The sequence below is a fragment of the Streptomyces sp. ALB3 genome (assembly GCF_044385685.1).
In the GTDB taxonomy this organism is placed as follows: Bacteria; Actinomycetota; Actinomycetes; order Streptomycetales; family Streptomycetaceae; genus Streptomyces.
The window spans coordinates 279,701-299,498 of sequence record NZ_JBISCE010000041.1; the positions used below are offsets into that span (position 1 = coordinate 279,701).

A 19,798-nucleotide genomic window follows, 5' to 3' on the forward strand; every position below is an offset into this window, starting at 1 on the left:
GAGCCTATCGGCTGGGGCGGCCGGGTCCGTTCGGGTGCATCGCAGGCCCCGCTCCGGGCCGGTGGGGCGGGGAGGGGGGCCTGTGTGCGGACCGGGGTGGGGCTTGCCGGTTCAGCCGGTCACATCATGTCTTCGATGTCGGCGGCGATGGGGTCGGCGTCGGTGCCGATGACGACCTGGATCGCGGTGCCCATCTTGACGACTCCGTGGGCTCCGGCGGCCTTGAGGGCGGCTTCGTCGACCTTGCTGGGGTCGTGGACCTCGGTGCGGAGGCGGGTGATGCAGCCTTCGATCTCGTCGATGTTCTCGATACCGCCGAGGCCGGCGACGATCTTCTCAGCCTTGCTGGCCATGTCCTTCTCCCTGGTCTGTGCGTGCGTGGGGCGGCCCACCGTGGGTCCGTTTCGTCACGGTAACGCACGGTTGGCCCACCTTCACGGGCGGGTAACCGTGCAGTCCCCCATGATGACGATCACCGGCGCCATGCCTTCCGGCAGGGCTCCGCTCCGTATCGCGACTGGTCTACACCAGTTTGCAACGACCGCCAAACCTGGCGTGTTCCGGGAGGATGCCGATGAGTTCGAGCGCGGCCACACAACCGCAGCGGAAGTGGTGGAACGGGCCGGTCCAGGGACTGCAGAAGGTCGGCCGCAGTCTGCAGCTGCCGGTGGCCGTCCTGCCCGCGGCCGGCCTTCTCGTCAGCCTCGGCAACCTCTTCGACTCCTCGCTGCACGGCGCCTTCTGGGACAAGTTCGCGAAGGTGCTCCTCAACGGCGGCACCGCGATCCTCGACGGCGAGGTGGGGCTTCCCCTGCTCTTCTGCATCGGGGTCGCCATCGGCTTCGCGAAGAAGGCGGACGGCTCGACGGCGCTCGCCGCCGTCGTCGGCTTCCTGGTCTACCGGGGCGTGCTCGCCGCCTTCCCGGTGGACGACTCCGTGACCGAGGCGACTCCGGACGGGGTGCCCCAGAACCCCGGGGTCCTGGGCGGGATCATCATCGGGCTGCTGACCGCGGTGGTCTGGCAGCGCTACCACCGCACCAAGCTGGTCGACTGGCTCGGCTTCTTCAACGGGCGCCGCCTGGTCCCGATCCTCATGGCGTTCCTCTGCGTGATCCTGGGGGTGCTGTTCGGACTGTTGTGGCAGCCGGTCGGTGACGCGCTGACCTGGTTCGCCAAGCAGTTGATCGACCTGGGCGCCTGGGGTGCGGCGATCTTCGGTTTCGCGAACCGGCTGCTGATCCCGATCGGCATGCACCAGTTCCTGAACACGTTCTTCTGGTTCCAGGCCGGCGAGTTCACCGGGGACGACGGAGGCACCGTCCAGGGAGACATCTCGCGCTTCTTCGCCGGGGACCCCTCGGCGGGGCAGTTCACCTCGGGGTTCTTCCCGATCATGATGTTCGGCCTGCCGGCCGCCGCGCTGGCCATCGCCCACTGCGCCCGTCCGGAGCGGCGCAAGGAGGTGTCAGGGCTGATGCTGTCCGTGGCACTGACGTCGTTCGTGACGGGGGTGACGGAACCGCTGGAGTTCTCGTTCCTCTTCGTCGCTCCCCTGCTGTACGGGGTGCACGCGGTTCTCACCGGGGTGTCGATGGGCGTCACCTGGGCGTTCGGGGTGCACGCGGGGTTCAGTTTCTCGGCCGGGCTGATCGACTACGTCGTCAACTGGCATCTGGACACGAAACCGTGGCTGATCATCCCGATCGGACTCTGCTTCGCGGTGATCTACTATGTGATCTTCCGGTTCGCGATCACCAAGTTCAACCTCCAGACCCCCGGGCGCGAGCCCGTCGAGGAGGAGGAGAAGATCGAGGACGACCTGACGAAGTAGGACCCTCGCCGGCCCTTCGCGTGGCCCTCGGACCAGACGGTCCGGGGGCCTTCGCCGTGTCACCGAGGGTGGCGGCGGAACTACGCGGCACATGGGAGGGAATTGAAGGTTCCTTATCTAACCCTCACCGTGCTAAAACTGGTCTACACCACTGAGTGGTCCAGACCACGCGGCCGATCCCCCGCCGCGTTCCTCGAGTCGTCGCCCTCCGAAATCCTGTCACCGGCGGCGCCTTGCCTACTGGAGGAAGTTGATGAGTACGGACACCGCTCCGGCCGCGCCCGCAAAGAAGCGGGGCGCCGGTGTGATGGCTGTCATGCAGCGCATCGGCCGCAGCCTCATGCTGCCGGTCGCGGTCCTGCCCGCGGCGGCGCTGCTGGTCCGGCTCGGCAATGCCGACATGCTCGGCCGCGAGTCGTTCCCCACCGTCATCACGAAGCTCGCCGGCTACATGGCGGCCGGCGGTGGCGCCATTCTCGACAACATGGCCCTGCTGTTCGCCGTCGGTATCGCCATCGGCTTCGCCAAGAAGTCGGACGGCTCGACCGCTCTCGCGGCGGTGACCGGCTACCTGGTCTTCCAGAAGGTGCTCGCCACCTTCACCGACAGCAACCTGCCGCAGGTCGCGAGCGTCGTCGACGGCAAGATCGTCATGAACGACGCCCCGGTCAACGCGGGAGTGCTCGGCGGTGTCGTGATGGGCATAGTCGTGGCCCTGCTGTACCAGAAGTTCTACCGGACCAAGCTGCCCGACTGGGCCGGCTTCTTCAGCGGCCGTCGCCTGGTCCCGATCCTCTCCGCCTTCGCGGGTCTGGTCATCGGTATCGTCTTCGGGCTGATCTGGCCGGTGCTCGGCACGGGCCTGCACAACTTCGGTGAGTGGCTGGTCGGTTCCGGCGCCGTCGGCGCGGGCATCTTCGGTGTCGCCAACCGTGCGCTGATCCCGGTCGGCATGCACCACCTGCTGAACTCCTTCCCGTGGTTCCAGGCCGGCGAGTACGACGGTGCCCACGGCGACATCGCCCGCTTCCTCGCCGGCGACCCGAACGCCGGACAGTTCATGACCGGCTTCTTCCCGATCATGATGTTCGCCCTCCCGGCCGCATGCCTGGCGATCGTCCACTGTGCCCGCCCGGAGCGTCGCAAGGTCGTCGGCGGCATGATGTTCTCGCTCGCGCTGACCTCGTTCGTCACCGGTGTGACCGAGCCGATCGAGTTCACCTTCATGTTCATCGCCCCGGTGCTGTACGCGATCCACGCCGTGCTGACCGGTGTGTCGATGGCCCTGACCTGGGCGCTCGGCATGAAGGACGGCTTCGGCTTCTCGGCCGGCCTGGTCGACTTCCTGCTGAACCTGGGCATCGCGTCGAAGCCCTGGATGCTGGTGCTGGTCGGCCTCTGCTTCGCGGTCGTCTACTACGTGGTCTTCCGGTTCGCGATCACCAAGTTCAACCTTCCGACGCCGGGCCGCGAGTCCGACGAGGAGCTCGCCGAGCTCCAGAAGGCCGAGGCCAAGTAGTCCGGCCCCGCCCGTACGACGGCGAAGCCCCGTCCTCCCCACGTGGGGAGGACGGGGCTTCGCCGTCGTACGGCGTCCCGGCTAGATCTCGTACACCGCTCCCGGGACGGCCAGCTCCACCGGGCCGTCGTACACCTCGCGGGCGTCGGCGAGGTTGCGTTCGGCGTCCGTCCACGGGGGGATGTGGGTGAGGACGAGGCGTCCCGCTCCGGCGCGTGCGGCGTACTCGCCTGCTTCGCGGCCGTTGAGGTGGAGGTCCGGAATGTCCTCCTTGCCGTGGATGAACGATGCTTCGCAGAGGAACAGGTCGCTCCCCTCGGCGAGTTCGGCCAGCGCCTCGCAGGTGCCGGTGTCACCCGAGTACGTGAGGGCGCGACCGTGGTGCTCGACCCGGATGCCGAAGGTGTCCACGGGGTGGCGGAGCTTCTCCGTGCGGACCGAGAAGGGGCCGATCTCGAAGGACCCGGACTTCAGCGTGTGGAAGTCGAAGACCTCGCCCATCGCGTGGTCGGAGGGGGTGTCGGCGTGCGCCGTGGTGAGCCGCCGCTCGGTGCCTTCGGGGCCGTACACGGGGATCGCGGCGGGGCGTCCGCCGTCGAAGCGGTAGTAGCGGACGACGAAGTACGCGCACATGTCGATGCAGTGATCGGCATGGAGGTGGCTGAGGAAGATGGCGTCGAGGTCGTAGAGACCGACATGGCGCTGCAGCTCGCCCAGGGCGCCGTTGCCCATGTCGAGGAGCAGCCGGAAGCCGTCGGCCTCTACGAGGTAGCTCGAGCAGGCCGAACCCGCGGACGGGAAGGAGCCGGAGCAGCCGACGACGGTGAGCTTCATGGAGCGTGAACCTCCGAGACGCGGGAACGGGGAGGGTTCGTGCGGTCCGTCGAGCGTAAGGCGCTGGACCACCGGTCGCTCCTCCACGGCCTGCCGTTGTGGGGGAACTCACCTGTGCTGTCACCGGTTCGATGGAAGGCCGGGTGCCGGCGGTCGCCGGGTACGGTCGGGTGATGAACACGTGGTGGTGGGTGGCACTGGCCGCCGTGGTCCTGCTGGCGCTGGTTGCGGCGGTCTCCGACGGGCGGGGGCGGGGCGGGCGGGGGCCGCGTCGGCCGGGTGGGCGGTCGCGGCCGCCGGGGCGGGCGCCGGAACGCGGGAGGGACCGGCCGGACAGAGGTCCCAGGCCCGGGGAGATCTGGTGGGCGGACGTGCCGTTCGAGGACGGGCCCGGGTCCAAGGACCGGCCGTGTCTGGTGCTGTCGGTGCGGGGCCGTTCCGCAGTCGTCGTCAAGATCACCAGCAGGCATCACGAGGAGCGGCCGGGAGTGATCGCGTTGCCGCCGGGTTCGGTGGGGGACGCGCGGGGACGCCGGAGCTTCCTGGAGACGGACGAGCTGCGGGACGTGCCGTTGTCGGGGTTCCGCCGGAAGGCGGGCGAGCTCGACGCGGGGGTGTGGGGGCGGGTGCGAGGGCTGGGGTGAGCGTGCGGAAGGCGCGGGCGGGATGTTCTCCCGTCCCGCGCCTCCTGTGATCGCGTGGCTGCCGGCGCCGGCAGGTCCGTACGGCCTGTCCGAGTGGTGTGAGAGCCCGTCAGGCCCAGAGCTGGCCTTGCAGGGTCTCGATGGCGGCCTCTGTCGTGGGGGCGGTGTAGACGCCGGTCGACAGGTATTTCCAGCCGCCGTCGGCGACGACGAAGACGATGTCGGCGGACTCGCCGGCCTTGACGGCCTTGCGGCCGACGCCGATGGCGGCGTGGAGTGCGGCGCCGGTGGAGACGCCCGCGAAGATGCCCTCCTGCTGGAGGAGCTCGCGGGTGCGGGTGACGGCGTCGGCGGAGCCGACGGAGAAGCGGGTGGTGAGCACGGAGGCGTCGTAGAGCTCGGGGACGAAGCCCTCGTCGAGGTTGCGCAGGCCGTAGACGAGGTCGTCGTAGCGCGGTTCGGCGGCGACGACGGTGACGTCGGGCTTGTGCTCCCTGAGGTACCGGCCGACGCCCATGAGGGTGCCGGTGGTGCCGAGTCCCGCCACGAAGTGGGTGATGGAGGGCAGGTCGGTGAGGATCTCCGGCCCGGTGGTGGCGTAGTGGGCGCCGGCGTTGTCCGGGTTGCCGTACTGGTAGAGCATGACCCAGTCGGGGTGCTCGGCGGAGAGTTCCTTGGCCACGCGTACGGCGGTGTTCGAGCCGCCCGCGGCGGGGGACGAGATGATCTCGGCACCCCACATGGTGAGCAGGTCGCGCCGTTCCTGCGAGGTGTTCTCCGGCATGACGCACACGATGCGGTAGCCCTTGAGCCTGGCCGCCATGGCGAGTGAGATGCCGGTGTTGCCGCTGGTGGGTTCGAGGATCGTGCAGCCGGGTGTCAGGCGGCCGTCCTTCTCCGCCTGTTCGACCATGTGGAGCGCGGGGCGGTCCTTGATCGATCCGGTGGGGTTGCGGTCCTCGAGCTTGGCCCAGATCCGTACGTCGTCGGACGGGGACAGCCGCGGGAGGCGGACGAGGGGGGTGTTCCCCACGGCCGCCAGCGGGGAGTCGTACCGCATCAGCGCATGCCGCCGGCGACGGCCGGGAGGATGGTGACGTTGTCGCCGTCGGCGAGCTTGGTGGAGATGCCGTCGAGGAAGCGGACGTCCTCGTCGTTGAGGTAGACGTTCACGAAGCGGCGGAGCTGGCCGCCGTCGACGATGCGCTCGCTGATGCCGTTGTGGCGGCTCTCCAGATCGGCGAACAGGTCGGCGAGGGTGTCCCCGCTGCCCTCGACCGCCTTGGCGCCGTCGGTGTAGGTGCGGAGGATGGTCGGGATGCGGACCTCGATGGCCATGGCGTGGGCTCCTGTCGAAAGCGTGGAGGTGGCGTGGGGCGCGCGTTTGTGCCCCCGCTCGGGGGTGGGGCGTACGTGGTGCGCTCGGACCGCGGCTCAGGCCGTGCGGTTCACGGGCAGGCGGCAGCGGGACACATCGCGCTGGACAGCCTGCACAGGTCGACGTGCAGCCGCGCGACGAGCAGCATGCCCGGGGCCTTTTCGCTCACGTCATGGGGAACCATGCGGTCATCGTATCGATTCCCCCCCTGGAAACCCGAGTGTGATCCCACATCGTGGATGGTGAGCGTTCGGCATGTGGGCGATCGGAGGGCGGCCGGCACATCCGGAGCCGCCCCCCGGGGTGTCAGGCCGCCGTGGGGTAGGCCTCGACGACCTCGACCTCCTCCTCGGTGATCTCGCCGTCCACGATGCGGTACGAGCGGAACTGGAAGGGGCCGGCGTCGTCGGTGTCGGCGGTGGAGACCAGCACGTAGTGGGCGCCGGGCTCGTTGGCGTACGTGAGGTCGGTGCGGGACGGGTAGGCCTCGGTCGCGGTGTGGGAGTGGTAGATGATCACCGGCTCCTCGTCACGGTCGTCCATCTCGCGGTAGAGCTTCAGCAGGTCCGCCGAGTCGAACTCGTAGAACGTGGGTGAGCGCGCGGCGTTGAGCATGGGGACGAAGCGTTCGGGGCGGCCCGTGCCGGCCGGGCCGGCGACCACGCCGCACGCCTCGTCGGGGTGGTCCGCGCGGGCGTGCGCGACGATCTGGTCGTAGAGCGCCTGGGTGAGGGTCAGCATGGCGCCCAGGATAAGCAGACGGGCCCCCGCGTACCGAGGCGTGGTACGCGGGGGCCCGTATGCCGGACGCGGCCGTTGGGGCGACCGGTCTCCCGGAGGCGCTGTCGCGCGGTCAGCGCTTGGCGAAGGCGGCGTTCTCGGGGTTGCGCGCCTTGAGCACCAGGTAGGAGACGCCGAGGAGGAGACCCCAGACGGGCGCGCAGTACAGCGAGATCCTGGCGTCCTTGTCGATGGCCATCATGACGATGACGAGGCCGATGAACGCGAGGGCGAACCAGCTGCTGAAGGGTGCCCCGGGCGCCTTGAAGGTGGACTGGGGCAGCTCGCCGCGGTCGGCCTTGGCGCGGTAGCGGATCTGGCAGATCAGGATCATGATCCACGCCCACATGCCGGAGATGGTCGCGAAGGAGACGACGTAGTTGAAGGCGTCGCCCGGCCACTGGTAGTTGATCCAGACGCCGACGAGCATCAGCGCGGCGGAGAACGTGGTGCCGGCCAGCGGGAGCCCGTTCCTCGTCAGCCTGGTGAACGCCTTCGGGCCCTGCCCGTTGAGCGCGAGGTCCCGCAGCATGCGTCCGGTGGAGTACATCCCGGAGTTGCAGGAGGACAGCGCGGCGGTGAGCACGACGAAGTTGACGATGGCGGCGCCGATGCCGAGACCCATCTCCTCGAACGCCGCGACGAACGGCGAGACGCCCGGCTCGAAGGTGCTCCACGGGACCACGGACAGGATCATGATCAGTGCGCCGACGTAGAAGACGGCGATGCGCCACGGCACGGTGTTGATGGCCTTGGGCAGGACGGTCTTCGGGTCCTTGGACTCACCGGCGGTGACGCCGACGAGCTCGACGGCGAGGAACGCGAACATCACGATCTGGAGGGTCATCAGCGTGCCGCTGACGCCCTCGGGGAAGAAGCCGCCGTCGTTCCACAGGTTGGCGACCGTCGCGGTGTCACCGGCGTCGGAGAAGCCGACCGTGAGCACCCCGGCGCAGATCAGGATCATGCCGATGATCGCGGTGACCTTGACCATCGAGAACCAGAACTCGAGCTCGCCGAAGAGCTTCACCGAGATGAGGTTGGCGCCGTACAGGATGAAGGTGAACACCAGCGCGGACAGCCACTGCGGGATATCCCACCAGTACGTCATATAGGTGGCCGCGGCGGTGACTTCGGTGATTCCGGTGACGACCCAGAAGAGCCAGTACGTCCAGCCGGTCACGAATCCGAAGAAGGGGCCGAGGAATTCGCGCGCGTACTCCGAGAAGGAGCCGGACACCGGGCGGTACATGAGGAGTTCGCCCAGGGCGCGCATGATGAAGAAGATGACCAGTCCCGCGATGGCGTACGCCAGGATGAGGCTGGGGCCCGCCCGGTCGATGGCCTTGCCGGCGCCGAGGAAGAGTCCCGTGCCGATGGCTCCGCCGATGGCGATCATCTGGATCTGGCGGGCGCCCAGGCCACGCTGGTAGCCCTCGCCCGCCTGGGCGTCGCCGGCCTTCGGGCCGTCCGCCTGTCCGTTGTCGACCTGCGCCGATGTCATGGTGGTGCGCCTTTCTCCACGCCGATCCGCGCCGCCGTCGGCGTCGGATCAGGTCCTGATCCCCCCGGATATGGATGGAGTGCCGCCGGCGTTCGGCCGGCTCGTAGCGCCCCCGGGGACAGGGGTGGCGTCCCCGGGCGGTCGTGAAGATTTATCACGGACACCGGGTCCGGTCGTCGGACATCGTGTGGCCCACACCACAGGAAAAAGCGGACAAGCGTTTCCAGGCACGGCAAAGGAGGCCGTTCAGGTGACGGGATCGTTATTCGGATTTGAGCATCCGTTGAGCGAACGCGGCGGAGTCAGTCGGGCATCAGCGTTTCGACGAGTGTCTCCTGCAGCGCGCCGAGCCAGAGATAGGCCATCACCATGGGTTTGCGCGGATCGCTGTCGGGGAGCCGGTAGAGCGAGCCGCCTTGCCCCTCGTCCTCGTCGGACACCTCCAGCCGGGTGCCGATCGTGAGCCGGAGGTCGTTGAGTGATCCCAGCCAGTGGTGGCACTCCTCGGCGGTGAGGGTGAGGACCGCGCCGCTGTCGGCCACGGGGGCGAGCGCGTCGAGCGACCGGACGACGGCGAGGGCGTCGTCGCGCTTGCGGGTGCGCAGGTCGTTCTCCGTGAAGCGGCGGAATTCGGCCGACGCCTCCCGCAGTTCCTTGTCCTCGTCGCCGTACGCCTCGGGGAAGAGCCGGGCCAGCGCGGGGTCGGAGGGCGGTTCGCTGGGCCCCTCGGCGAACAGTGCGGCGAGCGGGTCCTCACCCTCGACCGGCTCGTCGCCGGGGCCGATCAGTTCGAGCAGCTGGACGGCGAGGGAGCGCAGGATGGCGATCTCGACCTCGTCGAGCGCGACGGACGCGCCGCCGCCTTGGGTGGCCTCGAAGTGGCCGGCCATGAATTCTCCGATGGTGGGTCGGACGGAGGGGAAGCGGTCGGGTCAGTTGCGGTCCTGGGTCAGCGTGGCCCAGAGCCCGTAGCCGTGCATGGCCTGGACGTCGCGTTCCATCTCCTCGCGGCTGCCGCTGGAGACGACCGCGCGGCCCTTCTGGTGGACGTCGAGCATCAGCTTGTGCGCCTTGTCCTTGGAGTAGCCGAAGTAGGCCTGGAAGACATACGTCACATAGCTCATGAGGTTGACCGGGTCGTTGTGCACCAGCGTCACCCAGGGGACATCGGGTTCGGGGACGGCGAAGGTCTCCTCGGCCGATTCGGGACGTTCGATCTCTACGGGGGCAGCAACGCTCACCTACCCCATGCTGCCACCAGAGAGGGGCCCGCGCACAAACGGCGCCCCCATCTCGTCACTTTGACGAATAGGGAGTAGCATCCCCGGTATGAACTCAGCGGACCTTGGGCGGCGGGTCGGTGTGCCGTCGACCGCGCTCTTCACCGACCAGTACGAGCTCACGATGGTGCAGGCCGCACTGAAGGCCGGCACCGCGGACCGGCGCTCCGTCTTCGAGGCCTTCACCCGCCGGCTGCCCGAAGGGCGGCGCTACGGCGTCGTGGCCGGCACCGGGCGGGTGCTGGACGCGGTGGAGAACTTCCACTTCGACGACGAGATGCTCACCTTCCTGCGCGACCAGCAGGTCGTGGACTCCCCCACCGTCGACTGGCTGGCCGACTACCGGTTCAGCGGCGACATCTGGGGATACCCGGAGGGCGAGGTGTACTTCCCGGGCTCGCCACTCCTGCGGGTCGAGGGCTCCTTCGCCGAGTGCGTGCTGCTGGAGACCGTGATCCTCTCGATCCTCAACCACGACTCCGCGATCGCAGCCGCCGCCTCCCGGATGTCGTCGGCCGCGCAGGGCCGCCGGCTCATCGAGATGGGCGCGCGGCGCACCCACGAGCTGTCGGCGGTGGCGTCGGCCCGCGCCGCGTACGTCGGCGGTTTCCACACCACCTCGGACCTGGCGGCCGGCTTCCGGTACAACATCCCGACCGTCGGGACGAGCGCGCACGCCTTCACGCTCCTGCACGACAGCGAGCGGGACGCCTTCCGGGCGCAGGTGGACTCGCTGGGCCGGGGCACCTCGCTGCTGGTCGACACCTACGACGTCACCGAGGCCGTCCGTACGGCGGTGGAGGTGGCGGGTCCGGAGCTCGGAGCCGTACGGATCGACTCGGGCGACCTGCTGCTCGTCGCCCACCGGGTCCGGCAGCAGCTGGACGAGCTCGGTGCCACGGAGACGAAGATCGTGGTGACCTCCGACCTGGACGAGTACGCGATCGCCTCGCTGGCCGCCGCGCCCGTCGACGCCTACGGGGTGGGCACGCAGCTGGTCACCGGGAGCGGGCACCCGACCTGCTCCATGGTCTACAAGCTGGTGGCACGTGCGCGGTCGGCGGATCCGGGCGACCCGCTGCTGCCGGTGGTGAAGAAGTCGCTGGGCGCGAAGTCGTCGAGGGGCGGCCGCAAGTGGGCGGCGCGCCGGCTGGACGAGACCGGGGTGGCCGAGGCCGAGGTGATCGGCACCGGGGAGGTCCCGGCCGGGCTGGTGGACCGGCAGATGCAGATCGAGCTGGTCAGGGGCGGCGAGGTGGTCGGCAGGGAACCGCTGGAGACCGCGCGGGAACGGCACGTCGCGGCGCGCGGCGGGCTGCCGATGTCGGCGATGCAGCTGTCCCGGGGTGAGCCCGTACTGCCGACGGAGTACGTGTGAGGCGGGCCGCGCCCCGTGGTTCCCGTCGCTCTCACACCGGTCCCCGGGCGAGAGCGACGCGTGTGCCCCCTCCCGCGGGGTACATCGAGTCTCTAGGCTCGGTGGCATCCCCACCGTTCGTGTCCGCATGACCCGCCGAATCCCCACCGAAGGACAACCGCCATGCATCGCGCCTTGATCGTCGTTGACGTTCAGAACGACTTCTGCGAGGGCGGCAGCCTCGCGGTGGCGGGCGGCGCCGATGTCGCCGCCGCCATCACCGACCTGATCGGTGAGGCCCAGCCCGGTTACAGCCACGTCGTGGCCACCCGGGACCACCACGTCGACCCGGGTGACCACTTCTCCGCGACGCCCGACTTCGAGCACTCCTGGCCGCCGCACTGTGTCGCCGGCACGGAGGGCGTGGGCTTCCACCCCAATTTCGCCCCCGCGGTGGCCTCCGGCGCGATCGACACCGTGTTCGACAAGGGGGCGTACGCCGCGGCGTACAGCGGTTTCGAGGGCGTCGACGAGAACGGCACCGGGCTCGCCCGGTGGCTGCGGGACCGGTCGGTCACCGCCGTCGACATCGTCGGCATCGCCACGGACCACTGCGTGCGGGCCACCGCCCTGGACGCCGCCCGGGAGGGCTTCACCACGCACGTGCTGCTCGACCTGACCGCCGGAGTGGCCGAGGGGACCACCGAGCGGGCCCTGGCGGAGCTGCGGAGCGCCGGTGTGGAGCTGTCGGGCAAGCCGGTCGTCTGACCGCTCGCCGGGCGCCCTCAGGCCGCCGGGCGGGCCGGTCCCGCGTATCCGGCGGATCCCAGCAGCGCCCGTATCGGATGCCACAGCTCCTGGCCGGCCTGGGGCGCCGCACGCCACAGCAGCCCGTCCGGATGGTGCAGGACCGCCGTCACCTCGTCCGGGGTGGGCGGCTGGGCGTTGCCCCTGAGGTAGACGGCGCGGAGTCCGAGGTTGCGCAGCCTGGTCAGGGCGCGCGCCCGGTTCGCCGCGTGCACCAGCACCCGCACCGGCTCCCCGGGGCCTGACACCCCGGACGGGCCGTTCAGGGTCAGCGCCACCACCACGGTGCCGTCGGGCAACCTGCAGAAACCTCCGCCTGCCATGCTTCGCGCTCCCCCGTAAGACTTCGCGTCAATAAGGATTTGGTAGGACGCACCTAAACACGATCGGCCGCCGCCCGCTAGAGGGCGACGGCCGATCATGGTGCTACCGGCGACTTCACCGGCTACTTGGTCGAGGGACCGACCTTCACGGTGATCGTCGAGCCGCTGAGCGGCTCGTTCACGATGGAGATCCGGGTGTTGGTGTCGGAGACGTCGACGCTTCCGGTCGGGTTCTCCTCGTACCAGTACGTGCCCTTGCGGTCGTCGAAGACCGGTACGCCCAGCGACGGCTTGATCTTCAGCGCGACGTCCGCGTTGTGCAGCGTGAAGCCCTTGTTCGGGTACCAGCTGAACGGCGCGTCGAAGGGCTGGATCTTGTTGCGCAGGAGCGTGCCGTCCGTCCACTTCAGCGGCTTGGCGTGGGAGTCCACCGGAAGGATCAGGCCCTTACCGGGGTGGACCGACGTGTTGTTGTCCTTCTGGGAGGTGTCCCAGAGCCACACCATCAGGCCGTTCTGGTACGAGTAGTGCTCGACCCAGTCCGGGCGGGTGGTGGAGAAGCCGAAGTTGTACGGGCCGACCTCGAGGGTCTTGTCGTACGAGACGTACTGGCGGTTCTCGGCGATGTAGTACTGCGGGTAGTCGTCGGTGAACGACGCACCGGTCCGCGAGAAGCCCTTGGCGGTCCAGCCGTTGTCGTCGCCCTCGGCGCCGTCCGAGAAGAGCGCGGCACCGTCCGCGGTGATCGTGAGGGCGTCGGCCGCGAAGCCCTTGCCGCCCGCGCCGCCGTCCGTCTGGTAGCGGAAGCGGAGGTCGATCTTCTTGCCCGCGTAGGCGTCCAGCGGGAACGAGAGCTTCTTGTACGCCCCCGAGACGTCGGTCAGGGCCGGCTTGTCACTGGCGTCGCGCGGGATGGCCTGGCCGTCGGCCGTGCCGTCGAGCGCGGTCCAGCTGGTGCCGCCGTTCTCCGAGACCTCGGTGTAGAGGTAGTCGTAGTCGGCCTCGATGTCGTACCAGCCGGAGAGGTCCAGCGAGGCGGCGGACCGGCCGGTCAGGTCGACCGAGCGGGTCAGGGTGTTCGACAGGTCGTCACCCATGCCGCTCCACCACTGCTTCGAGCCCTCGGCGGGCTCGGTGACAGTCGTGGTGACGGACTTCTCGGGCAGCTCGACGACGAGCGCCTGCTTGTCCTTGGTGTTGTACTCCGCGACGCCCAGCTTGTGGGTCGACTTCGTGGCGGCCTTGGCCACGTCGTAGTCGAGCCAGCCGAGCTGGAGCTTGTCCCAGGCGGTCATGTCGCCGGGGAGGTTGCCTATCTCGCCGTCGCCGGTGCCGAGCCAGGAACCCGCCGACATGAGCGACCAGAAGCCGACGGAGTTCTCGCCACCGCCGGAGGTGTCGTACAGGTCCGGGAGACCGAGGTCGTGGGCGTACTCGTGGGCGAAGACGCCCAGGCCGCCGTTCTCGGGCTGCGCGGTGTAGTCGCCGACCCAGATGCCCGTGTCGCCGATCTGCGCGCCGCCGGCCTTGTTGCCCTCGGGGCCCGTCGCGCCCGCGTCGGTGCCGTACGCGTACCAGCGGTGCGCCCAGATGGCGTTGGTGCCCTCCGCGCCGCCGCCCGCCGACTCGTCCTCGCCGGCGTGGACCAGCTGGAAGTGGTCGATGTAGCCGTCGGACTCGTTGAAGTTGCCGTCACCGTCGAAGTCGTAGCGGTCCCACTCGTCGTACCGCGCCAGATCGGCCTTGATCTCGGCCGGGGTGCGGCCCTTGGCCTTCTGGTCCGCGACCCAGGCGTTGACGCCGTCGCGGACGGTGTCCCAGACGTTCGCGCAGTTGGTCGAGCCGCAGTAGTTGGACCCGTAACGGGCCTCGTTGTACGGGACCTTGACCCAGTCGGAGACCTCGCCGTCGACCGAGTAGCGCCCGGAGGACGTCTTCTCGTAGTACGTCTTCAGCGATTCCTTGCCCTTGCCCTCACCGAAGTAGAGGTCCTGGAAGTGGGCCTGGTCGTAGTCGGCCTGCCAGGCGGTGCTGTTGTCCTTCGCCGGGTCCGGCTCGGCTATCTCGTTGTGCAGCGGCCCGGGTGTGCCGCCGTACTTCTTGACGGGCGGCTTCGGCCCGTCGCCGTCGGGGTCGAACATCGTGGTGTCGTCGACCTTGTCGCCGAACTCCACGAGGATCGTGAATATCTTGTCGGTCTTCTCGCGGCCGAGCTCGACGTACTTGCTCCTGCCGAGCTTGACGACCTTGGAACCGCCCTTGGCGGTCACCTTCTTGTCGCCCGAGAGGACCTGCTCCAGCGCGGCCTGGCGCTGGGCGTCCTGCTCCTTGCTGAAGGGGCCTTCCAGGTCGTGCTCATGGGCCTTGACCGGCGCGGGGTCGCGCCGGTCCACGATGGAGGCTCCGGATGCCGGCGTCCTGTCGTCCGCCTGCGCCGTGGCGAAGGCGGAAGCCGTCGCGGCGGTGGCGGCCAGGCACACGGCGACGGCGGTGGCGCGCAGCGCCCGTCTCTGAGTGGTCACTTGATGCAGTCCTCCCCGGCGTTCGCGTCCGCGGCCAGGGGGTTGATACGGGCCGCGCGCGTTCAACGCGTCACAAGTGACGACATTCGATCGGAGTTATGAGAGAAAAGACAGATCTTGACTTGGACATACCAACTGCACTATGCGGGAGGCCCCTTCCGGTATCCGGACGTCGACGCGAGACCGGCCGGACCGCCGACCGGCGCGCACCGGGCTCCCGTCGGCAGCGGTGTGACTCCGTGCGCCCCCCGTGCACCGGTACCGTGGGTTAGGTCACGCTTACTACCTGTTCCTCCCGGGCATCCACCGTCGTAGAGTCGATTGACAGTGCGAACGTGTTGAGAGACTTCCCTATCCGACGCCCCGAGGACGGATACCGCCATGCCGCGTCCGACTGCCGCCCAGTTCTTCTACGGTTCGGCCACCGTCGTCTTCTCCGCCCTCGCCATGCTGCTGCTGTTCCGCACGGAGTCGGGCCCCGGTGTCGCCGCCGTCGGCACCGTGGCGCTGGCGCTCGGACTGCTGGTGGCCATGGCCCTGCCGGCCCGCACGCAGGCCACCCGGAAGCCGGTGGCACCCCCCACCGCCGCCCGTACGCACCGCATGATCGAGGACATCGAGATCGCGGCGGCACAGCGGCGGCGCGTCGGCGAGCACTCACTGCACCGCTGACCGCCCGTGGGTCAGGGGACGGTGACCACCACGGTCTTGCCCGCCTTGTCCTGGAGCCCCTGCCGGTAGGGCTTGTCCGTGAACATCAGCACGATGTTGATGAGCCACCACAGGCACGGGCAGCACAGCAGCGCCGGAAGCCAGAGCACGACGGCCCGGATCAACGAGGAGCTCGTGTCGGGGACCGAGCCGTCGTTGAGCATCGCGACGCGCATCTTCAGCAGCCGCTTGCCGGGGGTCCGGCCGTCCTTGTGCGTGAAGTACGTGTCATAGGCGACGTACACCACCAGGCCGATCAGCGACCACACCAGCTGATGCCCGGAGTAGGTGTTGCCGATCGCGTTGCCGAAGTCGTCGTTCCCGTCGTCCGACGAGACGTCGACCGCTCCGCCGAAGGGCAGCGAGATCAGGTACAGCGGGATCGAGATGATGAGGAAGTCGATCAGCCGTGCCAGGATCCGCCTGCCCGGCTCGGCGAGCGGGGGCATACCGGCCAGTGGATCCGCACCACCGTGAGGACCTCCGCCGCCGTACGGGTCGTTCGGCGGAGGAGGCGGGGGCGCGCCGCCGCCGTAGGGCGAACCGCCCGGCGAGGGCGGAGGGCCCTGGGGCGGCCGCTTCGAGAAGGGGTCGTCGTCGGGCGGCGGAGGCGGCGGTACGTTACTCATGGGGGCAGTGCACCCCGGCCGGTGGAGCCCCGCAACGGCTGGGGTCCCTTCGGGGGACGGGGTGTCAGCACACGGGCGTACGGCGCCGTTACCGTGCCGCGACGAAGGTGCGCGCCGCCTTGTCGTGCCAGCACTGGCGCCACGGCCGGTCGACCAGGCACCAGAGCACGTTGAGCACGCCGACGACGATCAGGCCCAGCACCCCGTACACCAGCCAGCGGCGCAGGGCGGCGCCCAGGGCCGGCGCGTCGTGGGACTCGATGTCGCACACCTCGAGACCGCAGATCTTCTTGCCCAGCGTGCGGCCCCACTTGGCGGTGGGCAGCGCCTCCAGGACGAAGCCGATGACCAGGAAGGCGGCGAGCACCCCGCCGAACAGTGCGGCCGTGGTGGAGTCCAGCAGCCACACGGTGACCGTCTCGCCGGACGTCCTCGCGGTCTCGATCTTCCGGTCGATGTGGTCCATCGCCCGGGTGACCAGGGGGAAACCGACCGCGCCGACGACCGCGCCGAGGACGACCGTGTCGAGGATCCGGGCCGCCAGCCGCTTCCCGAGTCCCGCCGGCCTGGCGGAGGCCTGGGACCGGGCGAGCTGCTGGAAGTGGTCGTCCACCGGCGGCTTCCAGGGCACGACGGGCTGTTGCTGCTGCGCGGGCCCCGGGCCCTGCTGCTGCGGGGGCGTCGGGCTCGGCTGCTGGGCCTGCGGCTGCTGCGGACGGGTGAGCTGGTGGGCCTGCTGCGGCCAGGACGCGGACCCGCCACCGGGGCCCGGCGTCAGAGGCGTGCTCAGCCCCGGTGCCTGCCGCTGCGGCGCGGGCGTCGGCGCCGCGACGGGGCCCTGCGGTGCGCCGCCGGGCGGCACGGCGCGGATGGTCATCGTCCCGTCGGCCGGGACCGGCCCCTCCTCGCGCGGACGCGGGGGGCGGGCGGTGCCGGGGCCCACCGCACGGATCGTGACCGTGCCGTCGGCGGGCGGGCGGGCCCCGCTGCCGGGCCGGTCGGCCCGGATGGCGACGGTGCCGTCGGTCACCTCGTCGTTGCCGCCGCGCATCCCGGGCAGGGCGCCGCGCGTCGGGTCCGGCCCGCCGGGCCGCCGGGGGTCGGCGGGCGCGCCGTCCGCCGGGACGGGAGGGGCGGGAGGCGTGGCGGACGGTGTCCCGGGTTCGGGCGCCTGCGCGCCGGGTGTACGCGGATCCGGCCCGCCCCAGGAGACGCGCTCGTCGCGTTCACCGCCGAACCCGGTCTGCCGGGAGGTGTCCGCCTGCCAGGCGGTCACCGGCCTGGACCGGCCGGGGGCCTCACCGCCGCCCGTCCCGCCGTCCCGGCCCGTCGCGTCGACCTCGTCGAGGTACATCGGGCCGGTCTCGTCCACCGGGGCCGGCGGCTGCGGGGCCGCGTCGGCCGCCGGGGAGGGCGGCGCCGGTGGAGTCGTCCCGCCCTGCTGAGGTGCGGGCCGGCTCGTGCCGGGGACCCACGAAGCGCCGTTCCAGTACCGGACGTATCCGGGAATGGACGGGTCTGGGTAGTACCCCTCGCGGGGGCTTTCGTCACCGGGTGCCGGGGTTGGGGCGCTCATCACCGTGGTCCCGTATCTCTTCGAGGCCTCAATACAAGGGTCCACATCTATCAGACCGCCGAGCACCGCCGTGCCCGTCCTGCTGTTTGGACCACTTTCAGGGTCCGGGGAAGATTTTCTGGGAAGTCGCGTCATAGACGTCCGGGAGGGCGCTCTCTCCTAGTGCGGTCCGGTCGAGGGACCGGCCCCTACGAGCATCGGAAGGTCGTGCACCCTCATGCAGAACGCCGTGGAACGCGAACTGGAAGTCGAACTGGTCCTGTCGCCCGAGCGGTCGGTCCCCGTGCCAGCCCGCCTGTCCTACTTCACCGACGATCCGTACGCCGTGCACATCACCTTCCACGTCGGCTCCGAGTCGCCCGTGCACTGGACGTTCGCCCGGGAGCTCCTGGTTGAGGGGGCGTTCCGGCCGTGCGGGCACGGGGACGTGCGCATCTGGCCGGCCAGGGCGGGGGACCAGGGCGTCATCTGCGTCGCGCTCACCTCGCCCGACGGCGACGCCCTGCTGGAGGTGCCGTCGGCGGCGGTGGCCGCCTGGGTGGAGCGCACCCTGCGGGTGGTGCCTCCGGGGACCGAGACCACGATGCTCGGGCTGGAGGGGGCGCTCGCCCGACTGCTCACCCCGCTCCCGGCCGACGACCCGTGGCTGAGCGACCCCTGGCCGGGGGAGGAACCGCAGGACGGCGAGGCGTGAGCGCCGGTGCGCGGCCGTCAGAACAGCTTGCCGGGGTTGAGCAGGCCGAGCGGGTCGAACGCAGCCTTGACACCGCGCTGCATCTCGACCCCGACCTCACCGAGTTCGCGGGCGAGCCACTCCTTCTTCAGTACGCCCACCCCGTGTTCTCCGGTGATGGTCCCGCCCAGTTCGAGGCCCAGCGCCATGATCTCGTCGAAGGACTCGCGGGCCCGGCGGGACTCGTCGGCGTCCGTGTGGTCGAAGCAGACGACGGGGTGGGTGTTGCCGTCGCCGGCGTGGGCGCAGACGCCGATGGTGAGCCCGTACTTCTCGGCGACGGCGGCGGTCCCCTCGATCATCGCGCCGAGCCGGGAGCGCGGCACGCACACGTCGTCGATCATCGTGGCGGACTTGACGGTCTCCAGGGCGGGGAGGGACAGGCGGCGCGCCTGGAGCAGGAGTTCGGACTCGGCCGGGTCGTCGGCGGGCACGACCTCGGTGGCGCCGGCCGCGGTGCACAGGTCCCCGACCGCGGCGAGGTCGGCCGCCGGGTCGGGCGTGTCGAAGGCACAGAGGAGCAGCGCCTCGGTCGTCTCGGGCAGGCCCATGGAGGCCAGCGCGTTGACGGCACGCACGGTCGTACGGTCCATCAGTTCGAGGAGTGACGGGGTGTGGCCCCGCTCCATGATGCGGCACACGGCGTCGCAGGCGGCTGCCGCCGAGGGGAACTCGGCGGCCAGCACGAGCTGCTGCGGGGGACGGGGCCGCAACGCGAGGACGGCCTTGACGACGATGCCGAGGCTGCCTTCCGAACCCACGAAGAGCCGGGTGAGGTCGTATCCCGCGACGCCCTTCGCGGTGCGGCGCCCGGTGTTCAGCAGCCGCCCGTCGGCCAGGACGACCTCCAGGCCCAGGACGTACTCGGCGGTGACTCCGTATTTCACGCAGCACAGCCCGCCGGACGCGGTGCCGATGTTGCCGCCGATCGTGCACGTCTCCCAGCTCGACGGATCCGGCGGGTAGTACAGCCCGTGTTCGTTGACGGCGCGGGAGAGCGTCGCGTTGACGACGCCCGGCTCGACGACCGCGATCCGGTCGACCGGGCTGATCTCCAGGATCCGGTCCATCTTCACGAGGGAGAGCACGATGCAGCCGTCGGAGGCGTTGGCCGCGCCCGAGAGCCCGGTCCGCGCGCCCTGGGGCACGACGGGGACGCGGAGGGCGGTGGCGGTCCGCATGACGTGCTGGACCTCCTCGACCGTGCGCGGCAGCACCACCACCGCGGGGTCGCCGGCGTCGCAGAAGCTCGCCATGTCGTGGGCGTACGAGGCGGTGACGTCCGGGTCCGTGATCACCGCGTCGGCCGGGAGACCCGCGCGCAGTCGTTCGAGGAGAGCGTCCATGATCCAAGCGTGACACCCGGG

At 70.1% G+C, this 19,798-nt stretch carries 21 protein-coding genes; 7 read left to right on the top strand and 14 right to left on the bottom strand.

The window, feature by feature from the left end:
• Nucleotides 1-119: 119 nt before the first annotated feature.
• Complete coding sequence (locus ACHFIV_RS27780) at nucleotides 120-392, bottom strand: glucose PTS transporter subunit EIIB (protein ID WP_078597797.1); 273 nt, start codon at nucleotides 390-392, stop codon at nucleotides 120-122.
• A 182-nt stretch (nucleotides 393-574) separates the two neighbouring features.
• On the opposite strand from ACHFIV_RS27780, the gene ACHFIV_RS27785 reads away from it, so the two are divergent.
• Both ACHFIV_RS27785 and ACHFIV_RS27790 read left to right on the top strand, forming a co-directional pair.
• Nucleotides 575-1,834 carry a PTS transporter subunit EIIC gene (locus tag ACHFIV_RS27785; RefSeq protein WP_398974563.1) on the top strand — a complete coding sequence of 420 codons (1,260 nt, stop codon included), beginning with the start codon at nucleotides 575-577 and terminating at the stop codon, nucleotides 1,832-1,834.
• A 253-nt stretch (nucleotides 1,835-2,087) separates the two neighbouring features.
• The gene (locus tag ACHFIV_RS27790; protein ID WP_398974565.1) at nucleotides 2,088-3,353 is read left to right on the top strand and encodes a PTS transporter subunit EIIC; all 1,266 of its coding nucleotides are present in this window, start codon (nucleotides 2,088-2,090) and stop codon (nucleotides 3,351-3,353) included.
• A gap of 81 nt (nucleotides 3,354-3,434) precedes the next feature.
• Here ACHFIV_RS27790 and ACHFIV_RS27795 read toward each other — a convergent pair whose 3' ends face one another.
• Nucleotides 3,435-4,187 carry an MBL fold metallo-hydrolase gene (locus ACHFIV_RS27795; RefSeq protein WP_398974568.1) on the bottom strand — a complete coding sequence of 251 codons (753 nt, stop codon included), beginning with the start codon at nucleotides 4,185-4,187 and terminating at the stop codon, nucleotides 3,435-3,437.
• A gap of 173 nt (nucleotides 4,188-4,360) precedes the next feature.
• Here ACHFIV_RS27795 and ACHFIV_RS27800 point away from each other — a divergent pair, with 173 nt between their 5' ends.
• Complete coding sequence (locus ACHFIV_RS27800; RefSeq protein ID WP_398974570.1) at nucleotides 4,361-4,831, top strand: type II toxin-antitoxin system PemK/MazF family toxin; 471 nt, start codon at nucleotides 4,361-4,363, stop codon at nucleotides 4,829-4,831.
• A 109-nt stretch (nucleotides 4,832-4,940) separates the two neighbouring features.
• Here ACHFIV_RS27800 and ACHFIV_RS27805 read toward each other — a convergent pair whose 3' ends face one another.
• From ACHFIV_RS27805 to clpS, 7 genes are all read right to left on the bottom strand, one after another.
• Entirely contained in the window at nucleotides 4,941-5,891 is a 951-nt protein-coding gene (locus tag ACHFIV_RS27805) for a PLP-dependent cysteine synthase family protein (protein WP_398974574.1), read from the bottom strand.
• A complete protein-coding gene (locus ACHFIV_RS27810; RefSeq protein ID WP_398974576.1) occupies nucleotides 5,891-6,169 on the bottom strand; it encodes a MoaD/ThiS family protein in 279 nt (92 codons plus the stop codon). The genes ACHFIV_RS27805 and ACHFIV_RS27810 overlap by 1 nt, the downstream gene beginning before the upstream one ends.
• Nucleotides 6,170-6,279: 110 nt before the next feature.
• Nucleotides 6,280-6,393: a putative leader peptide gene (locus ACHFIV_RS27815; RefSeq protein WP_393766303.1), complete on the bottom strand. Its 114-nt coding sequence runs from the start codon at nucleotides 6,391-6,393 to the stop codon at nucleotides 6,280-6,282.
• A gap of 122 nt (nucleotides 6,394-6,515) precedes the next feature.
• Entirely contained in the window at nucleotides 6,516-6,950 is a 435-nt protein-coding gene (locus ACHFIV_RS27820) for a M67 family metallopeptidase (protein ID WP_398974581.1), read from the bottom strand.
• Between the two features lie 112 nt (nucleotides 6,951-7,062).
• Nucleotides 7,063-8,493: an amino acid permease gene (locus ACHFIV_RS27825; RefSeq protein WP_398974584.1), complete on the bottom strand. Its 1,431-nt coding sequence runs from the start codon at nucleotides 8,491-8,493 to the stop codon at nucleotides 7,063-7,065.
• Between the two features lie 302 nt (nucleotides 8,494-8,795).
• Entirely contained in the window at nucleotides 8,796-9,383 is a 588-nt protein-coding gene (locus ACHFIV_RS27830; protein WP_398974586.1) for a DUF2017 domain-containing protein, read from the bottom strand.
• Nucleotides 9,384-9,425: 42 nt separating this feature from the next.
• Nucleotides 9,426-9,734 (bottom strand): ATP-dependent Clp protease adapter ClpS, encoded by a 309-nt coding sequence (clpS, locus tag ACHFIV_RS27835; RefSeq protein WP_031100168.1) that lies wholly within the window; start codon nucleotides 9,732-9,734, stop codon nucleotides 9,426-9,428.
• Between the two features lie 88 nt (nucleotides 9,735-9,822).
• Between clpS and ACHFIV_RS27840 the strand changes: the two genes are divergently transcribed.
• Nucleotides 9,823-11,151: a nicotinate phosphoribosyltransferase gene (locus tag ACHFIV_RS27840; protein ID WP_398974589.1), complete on the top strand. Its 1,329-nt coding sequence runs from the start codon at nucleotides 9,823-9,825 to the stop codon at nucleotides 11,149-11,151.
• Nucleotides 11,152-11,313: 162 nt separating this feature from the next.
• Nucleotides 11,314-11,898, top strand: a complete 585-nt coding sequence (locus ACHFIV_RS27845) for an isochorismatase family protein (protein WP_398974592.1) — start codon at nucleotides 11,314-11,316, stop codon at nucleotides 11,896-11,898.
• A 17-nt stretch (nucleotides 11,899-11,915) separates the two neighbouring features.
• Here ACHFIV_RS27845 and ACHFIV_RS27850 read toward each other — a convergent pair whose 3' ends face one another.
• Complete coding sequence (locus tag ACHFIV_RS27850) at nucleotides 11,916-12,260, bottom strand: hypothetical protein (RefSeq protein WP_398974595.1); 345 nt, start codon at nucleotides 12,258-12,260, stop codon at nucleotides 11,916-11,918.
• A gap of 122 nt (nucleotides 12,261-12,382) precedes the next feature.
• Nucleotides 12,383-14,782 (bottom strand): immune inhibitor A domain-containing protein, encoded by a 2,400-nt coding sequence (locus ACHFIV_RS27855; protein ID WP_398974598.1) that lies wholly within the window; start codon nucleotides 14,780-14,782, stop codon nucleotides 12,383-12,385.
• Between the two features lie 381 nt (nucleotides 14,783-15,163).
• Here ACHFIV_RS27855 and ACHFIV_RS27860 point away from each other — a divergent pair, with 381 nt between their 5' ends.
• Nucleotides 15,164-15,454: a hypothetical protein gene (locus ACHFIV_RS27860; RefSeq protein ID WP_398974600.1), complete on the top strand. Its 291-nt coding sequence runs from the start codon at nucleotides 15,164-15,166 to the stop codon at nucleotides 15,452-15,454.
• 11 nt (nucleotides 15,455-15,465) lie between these two features.
• On the opposite strand, the gene ACHFIV_RS27865 is transcribed toward ACHFIV_RS27860, so the two are convergent.
• Both ACHFIV_RS27865 and ACHFIV_RS27870 read right to left on the bottom strand, forming a co-directional pair.
• Complete coding sequence (locus ACHFIV_RS27865; RefSeq protein ID WP_398974603.1) at nucleotides 15,466-16,122, bottom strand: RDD family protein; 657 nt, start codon at nucleotides 16,120-16,122, stop codon at nucleotides 15,466-15,468.
• An 88-nt stretch (nucleotides 16,123-16,210) separates the two neighbouring features.
• Nucleotides 16,211-17,698 carry an RDD family protein gene (locus ACHFIV_RS27870; RefSeq protein WP_398974606.1) on the bottom strand — a complete coding sequence of 496 codons (1,488 nt, stop codon included), beginning with the start codon at nucleotides 17,696-17,698 and terminating at the stop codon, nucleotides 16,211-16,213.
• Nucleotides 17,699-17,915: 217 nt separating this feature from the next.
• Between ACHFIV_RS27870 and ACHFIV_RS27875 the strand changes: the two genes are divergently transcribed.
• On the top strand, nucleotides 17,916-18,392 hold the full coding sequence (locus ACHFIV_RS27875; protein ID WP_398974609.1) for an SsgA family sporulation/cell division regulator: 477 nt from the start codon (nucleotides 17,916-17,918) through the stop codon (nucleotides 18,390-18,392).
• 17 nt (nucleotides 18,393-18,409) lie between these two features.
• Here the strand turns inward: ACHFIV_RS27875 and ACHFIV_RS27880 are convergent, their stop codons facing one another.
• Nucleotides 18,410-19,777 (bottom strand): FAD-binding oxidoreductase, encoded by a 1,368-nt coding sequence (locus ACHFIV_RS27880; protein ID WP_398974610.1) that lies wholly within the window; start codon nucleotides 19,775-19,777, stop codon nucleotides 18,410-18,412.
• Nucleotides 19,778-19,798: the final 21 nt, after the last annotated feature.

Excerpts from the sequence above, each read along its gene's own strand:
- ACHFIV_RS27785 (WP_398974563.1), top strand. The coding sequence starts at position 575 with ATGAGTTCGAGCGCGGCCACACAACCGCAGCGGAAGTGGTGGAACGGG.
- ACHFIV_RS27790 (WP_398974565.1), top strand. The coding sequence starts at position 2,088 with ATGAGTACGGACACCGCTCCGGCCGCGCCCGCAAAGAAGCGGGGCGCC.
- ACHFIV_RS27795 (WP_398974568.1), bottom strand. The coding sequence starts at position 4,187 with ATGAAGCTCACCGTCGTCGGCTGCTCCGGCTCCTTCCCGTCCGCGGGT.
- ACHFIV_RS27800 (WP_398974570.1), top strand. The coding sequence starts at position 4,361 with ATGAACACGTGGTGGTGGGTGGCACTGGCCGCCGTGGTCCTGCTGGCG.
- ACHFIV_RS27805 (WP_398974574.1), bottom strand. The coding sequence starts at position 5,891 with ATGCGGTACGACTCCCCGCTGGCGGCCGTGGGGAACACCCCCCTCGTC.
- ACHFIV_RS27810 (WP_398974576.1), bottom strand. The coding sequence starts at position 6,169 with ATGGCCATCGAGGTCCGCATCCCGACCATCCTCCGCACCTACACCGAC.
- ACHFIV_RS27815 (WP_393766303.1), bottom strand. The coding sequence starts at position 6,393 with ATGGTTCCCCATGACGTGAGCGAAAAGGCCCCGGGCATGCTGCTCGTC.
- ACHFIV_RS27820 (WP_398974581.1), bottom strand. The coding sequence starts at position 6,950 with ATGCTGACCCTCACCCAGGCGCTCTACGACCAGATCGTCGCGCACGCC.
- ACHFIV_RS27825 (WP_398974584.1), bottom strand. The coding sequence starts at position 8,493 with ATGACATCGGCGCAGGTCGACAACGGACAGGCGGACGGCCCGAAGGCC.
- ACHFIV_RS27830 (WP_398974586.1), bottom strand. The coding sequence starts at position 9,383 with ATGGCCGGCCACTTCGAGGCCACCCAAGGCGGCGGCGCGTCCGTCGCG.
- ACHFIV_RS27840 (WP_398974589.1), top strand. The coding sequence starts at position 9,823 with ATGAACTCAGCGGACCTTGGGCGGCGGGTCGGTGTGCCGTCGACCGCG.
- ACHFIV_RS27845 (WP_398974592.1), top strand. The coding sequence starts at position 11,314 with ATGCATCGCGCCTTGATCGTCGTTGACGTTCAGAACGACTTCTGCGAG.
- ACHFIV_RS27850 (WP_398974595.1), bottom strand. The coding sequence starts at position 12,260 with ATGGCAGGCGGAGGTTTCTGCAGGTTGCCCGACGGCACCGTGGTGGTG.
- ACHFIV_RS27860 (WP_398974600.1), top strand. The coding sequence starts at position 15,164 with ATGCCGCGTCCGACTGCCGCCCAGTTCTTCTACGGTTCGGCCACCGTC.
- ACHFIV_RS27865 (WP_398974603.1), bottom strand. The coding sequence starts at position 16,122 with ATGAGTAACGTACCGCCGCCTCCGCCGCCCGACGACGACCCCTTCTCG.
- ACHFIV_RS27870 (WP_398974606.1), bottom strand. The coding sequence starts at position 17,698 with ATGAGCGCCCCAACCCCGGCACCCGGTGACGAAAGCCCCCGCGAGGGG.
- ACHFIV_RS27875 (WP_398974609.1), top strand. The coding sequence starts at position 17,916 with ATGCAGAACGCCGTGGAACGCGAACTGGAAGTCGAACTGGTCCTGTCG.
- ACHFIV_RS27880 (WP_398974610.1), bottom strand. The coding sequence starts at position 19,777 with ATGGACGCTCTCCTCGAACGACTGCGCGCGGGTCTCCCGGCCGACGCG.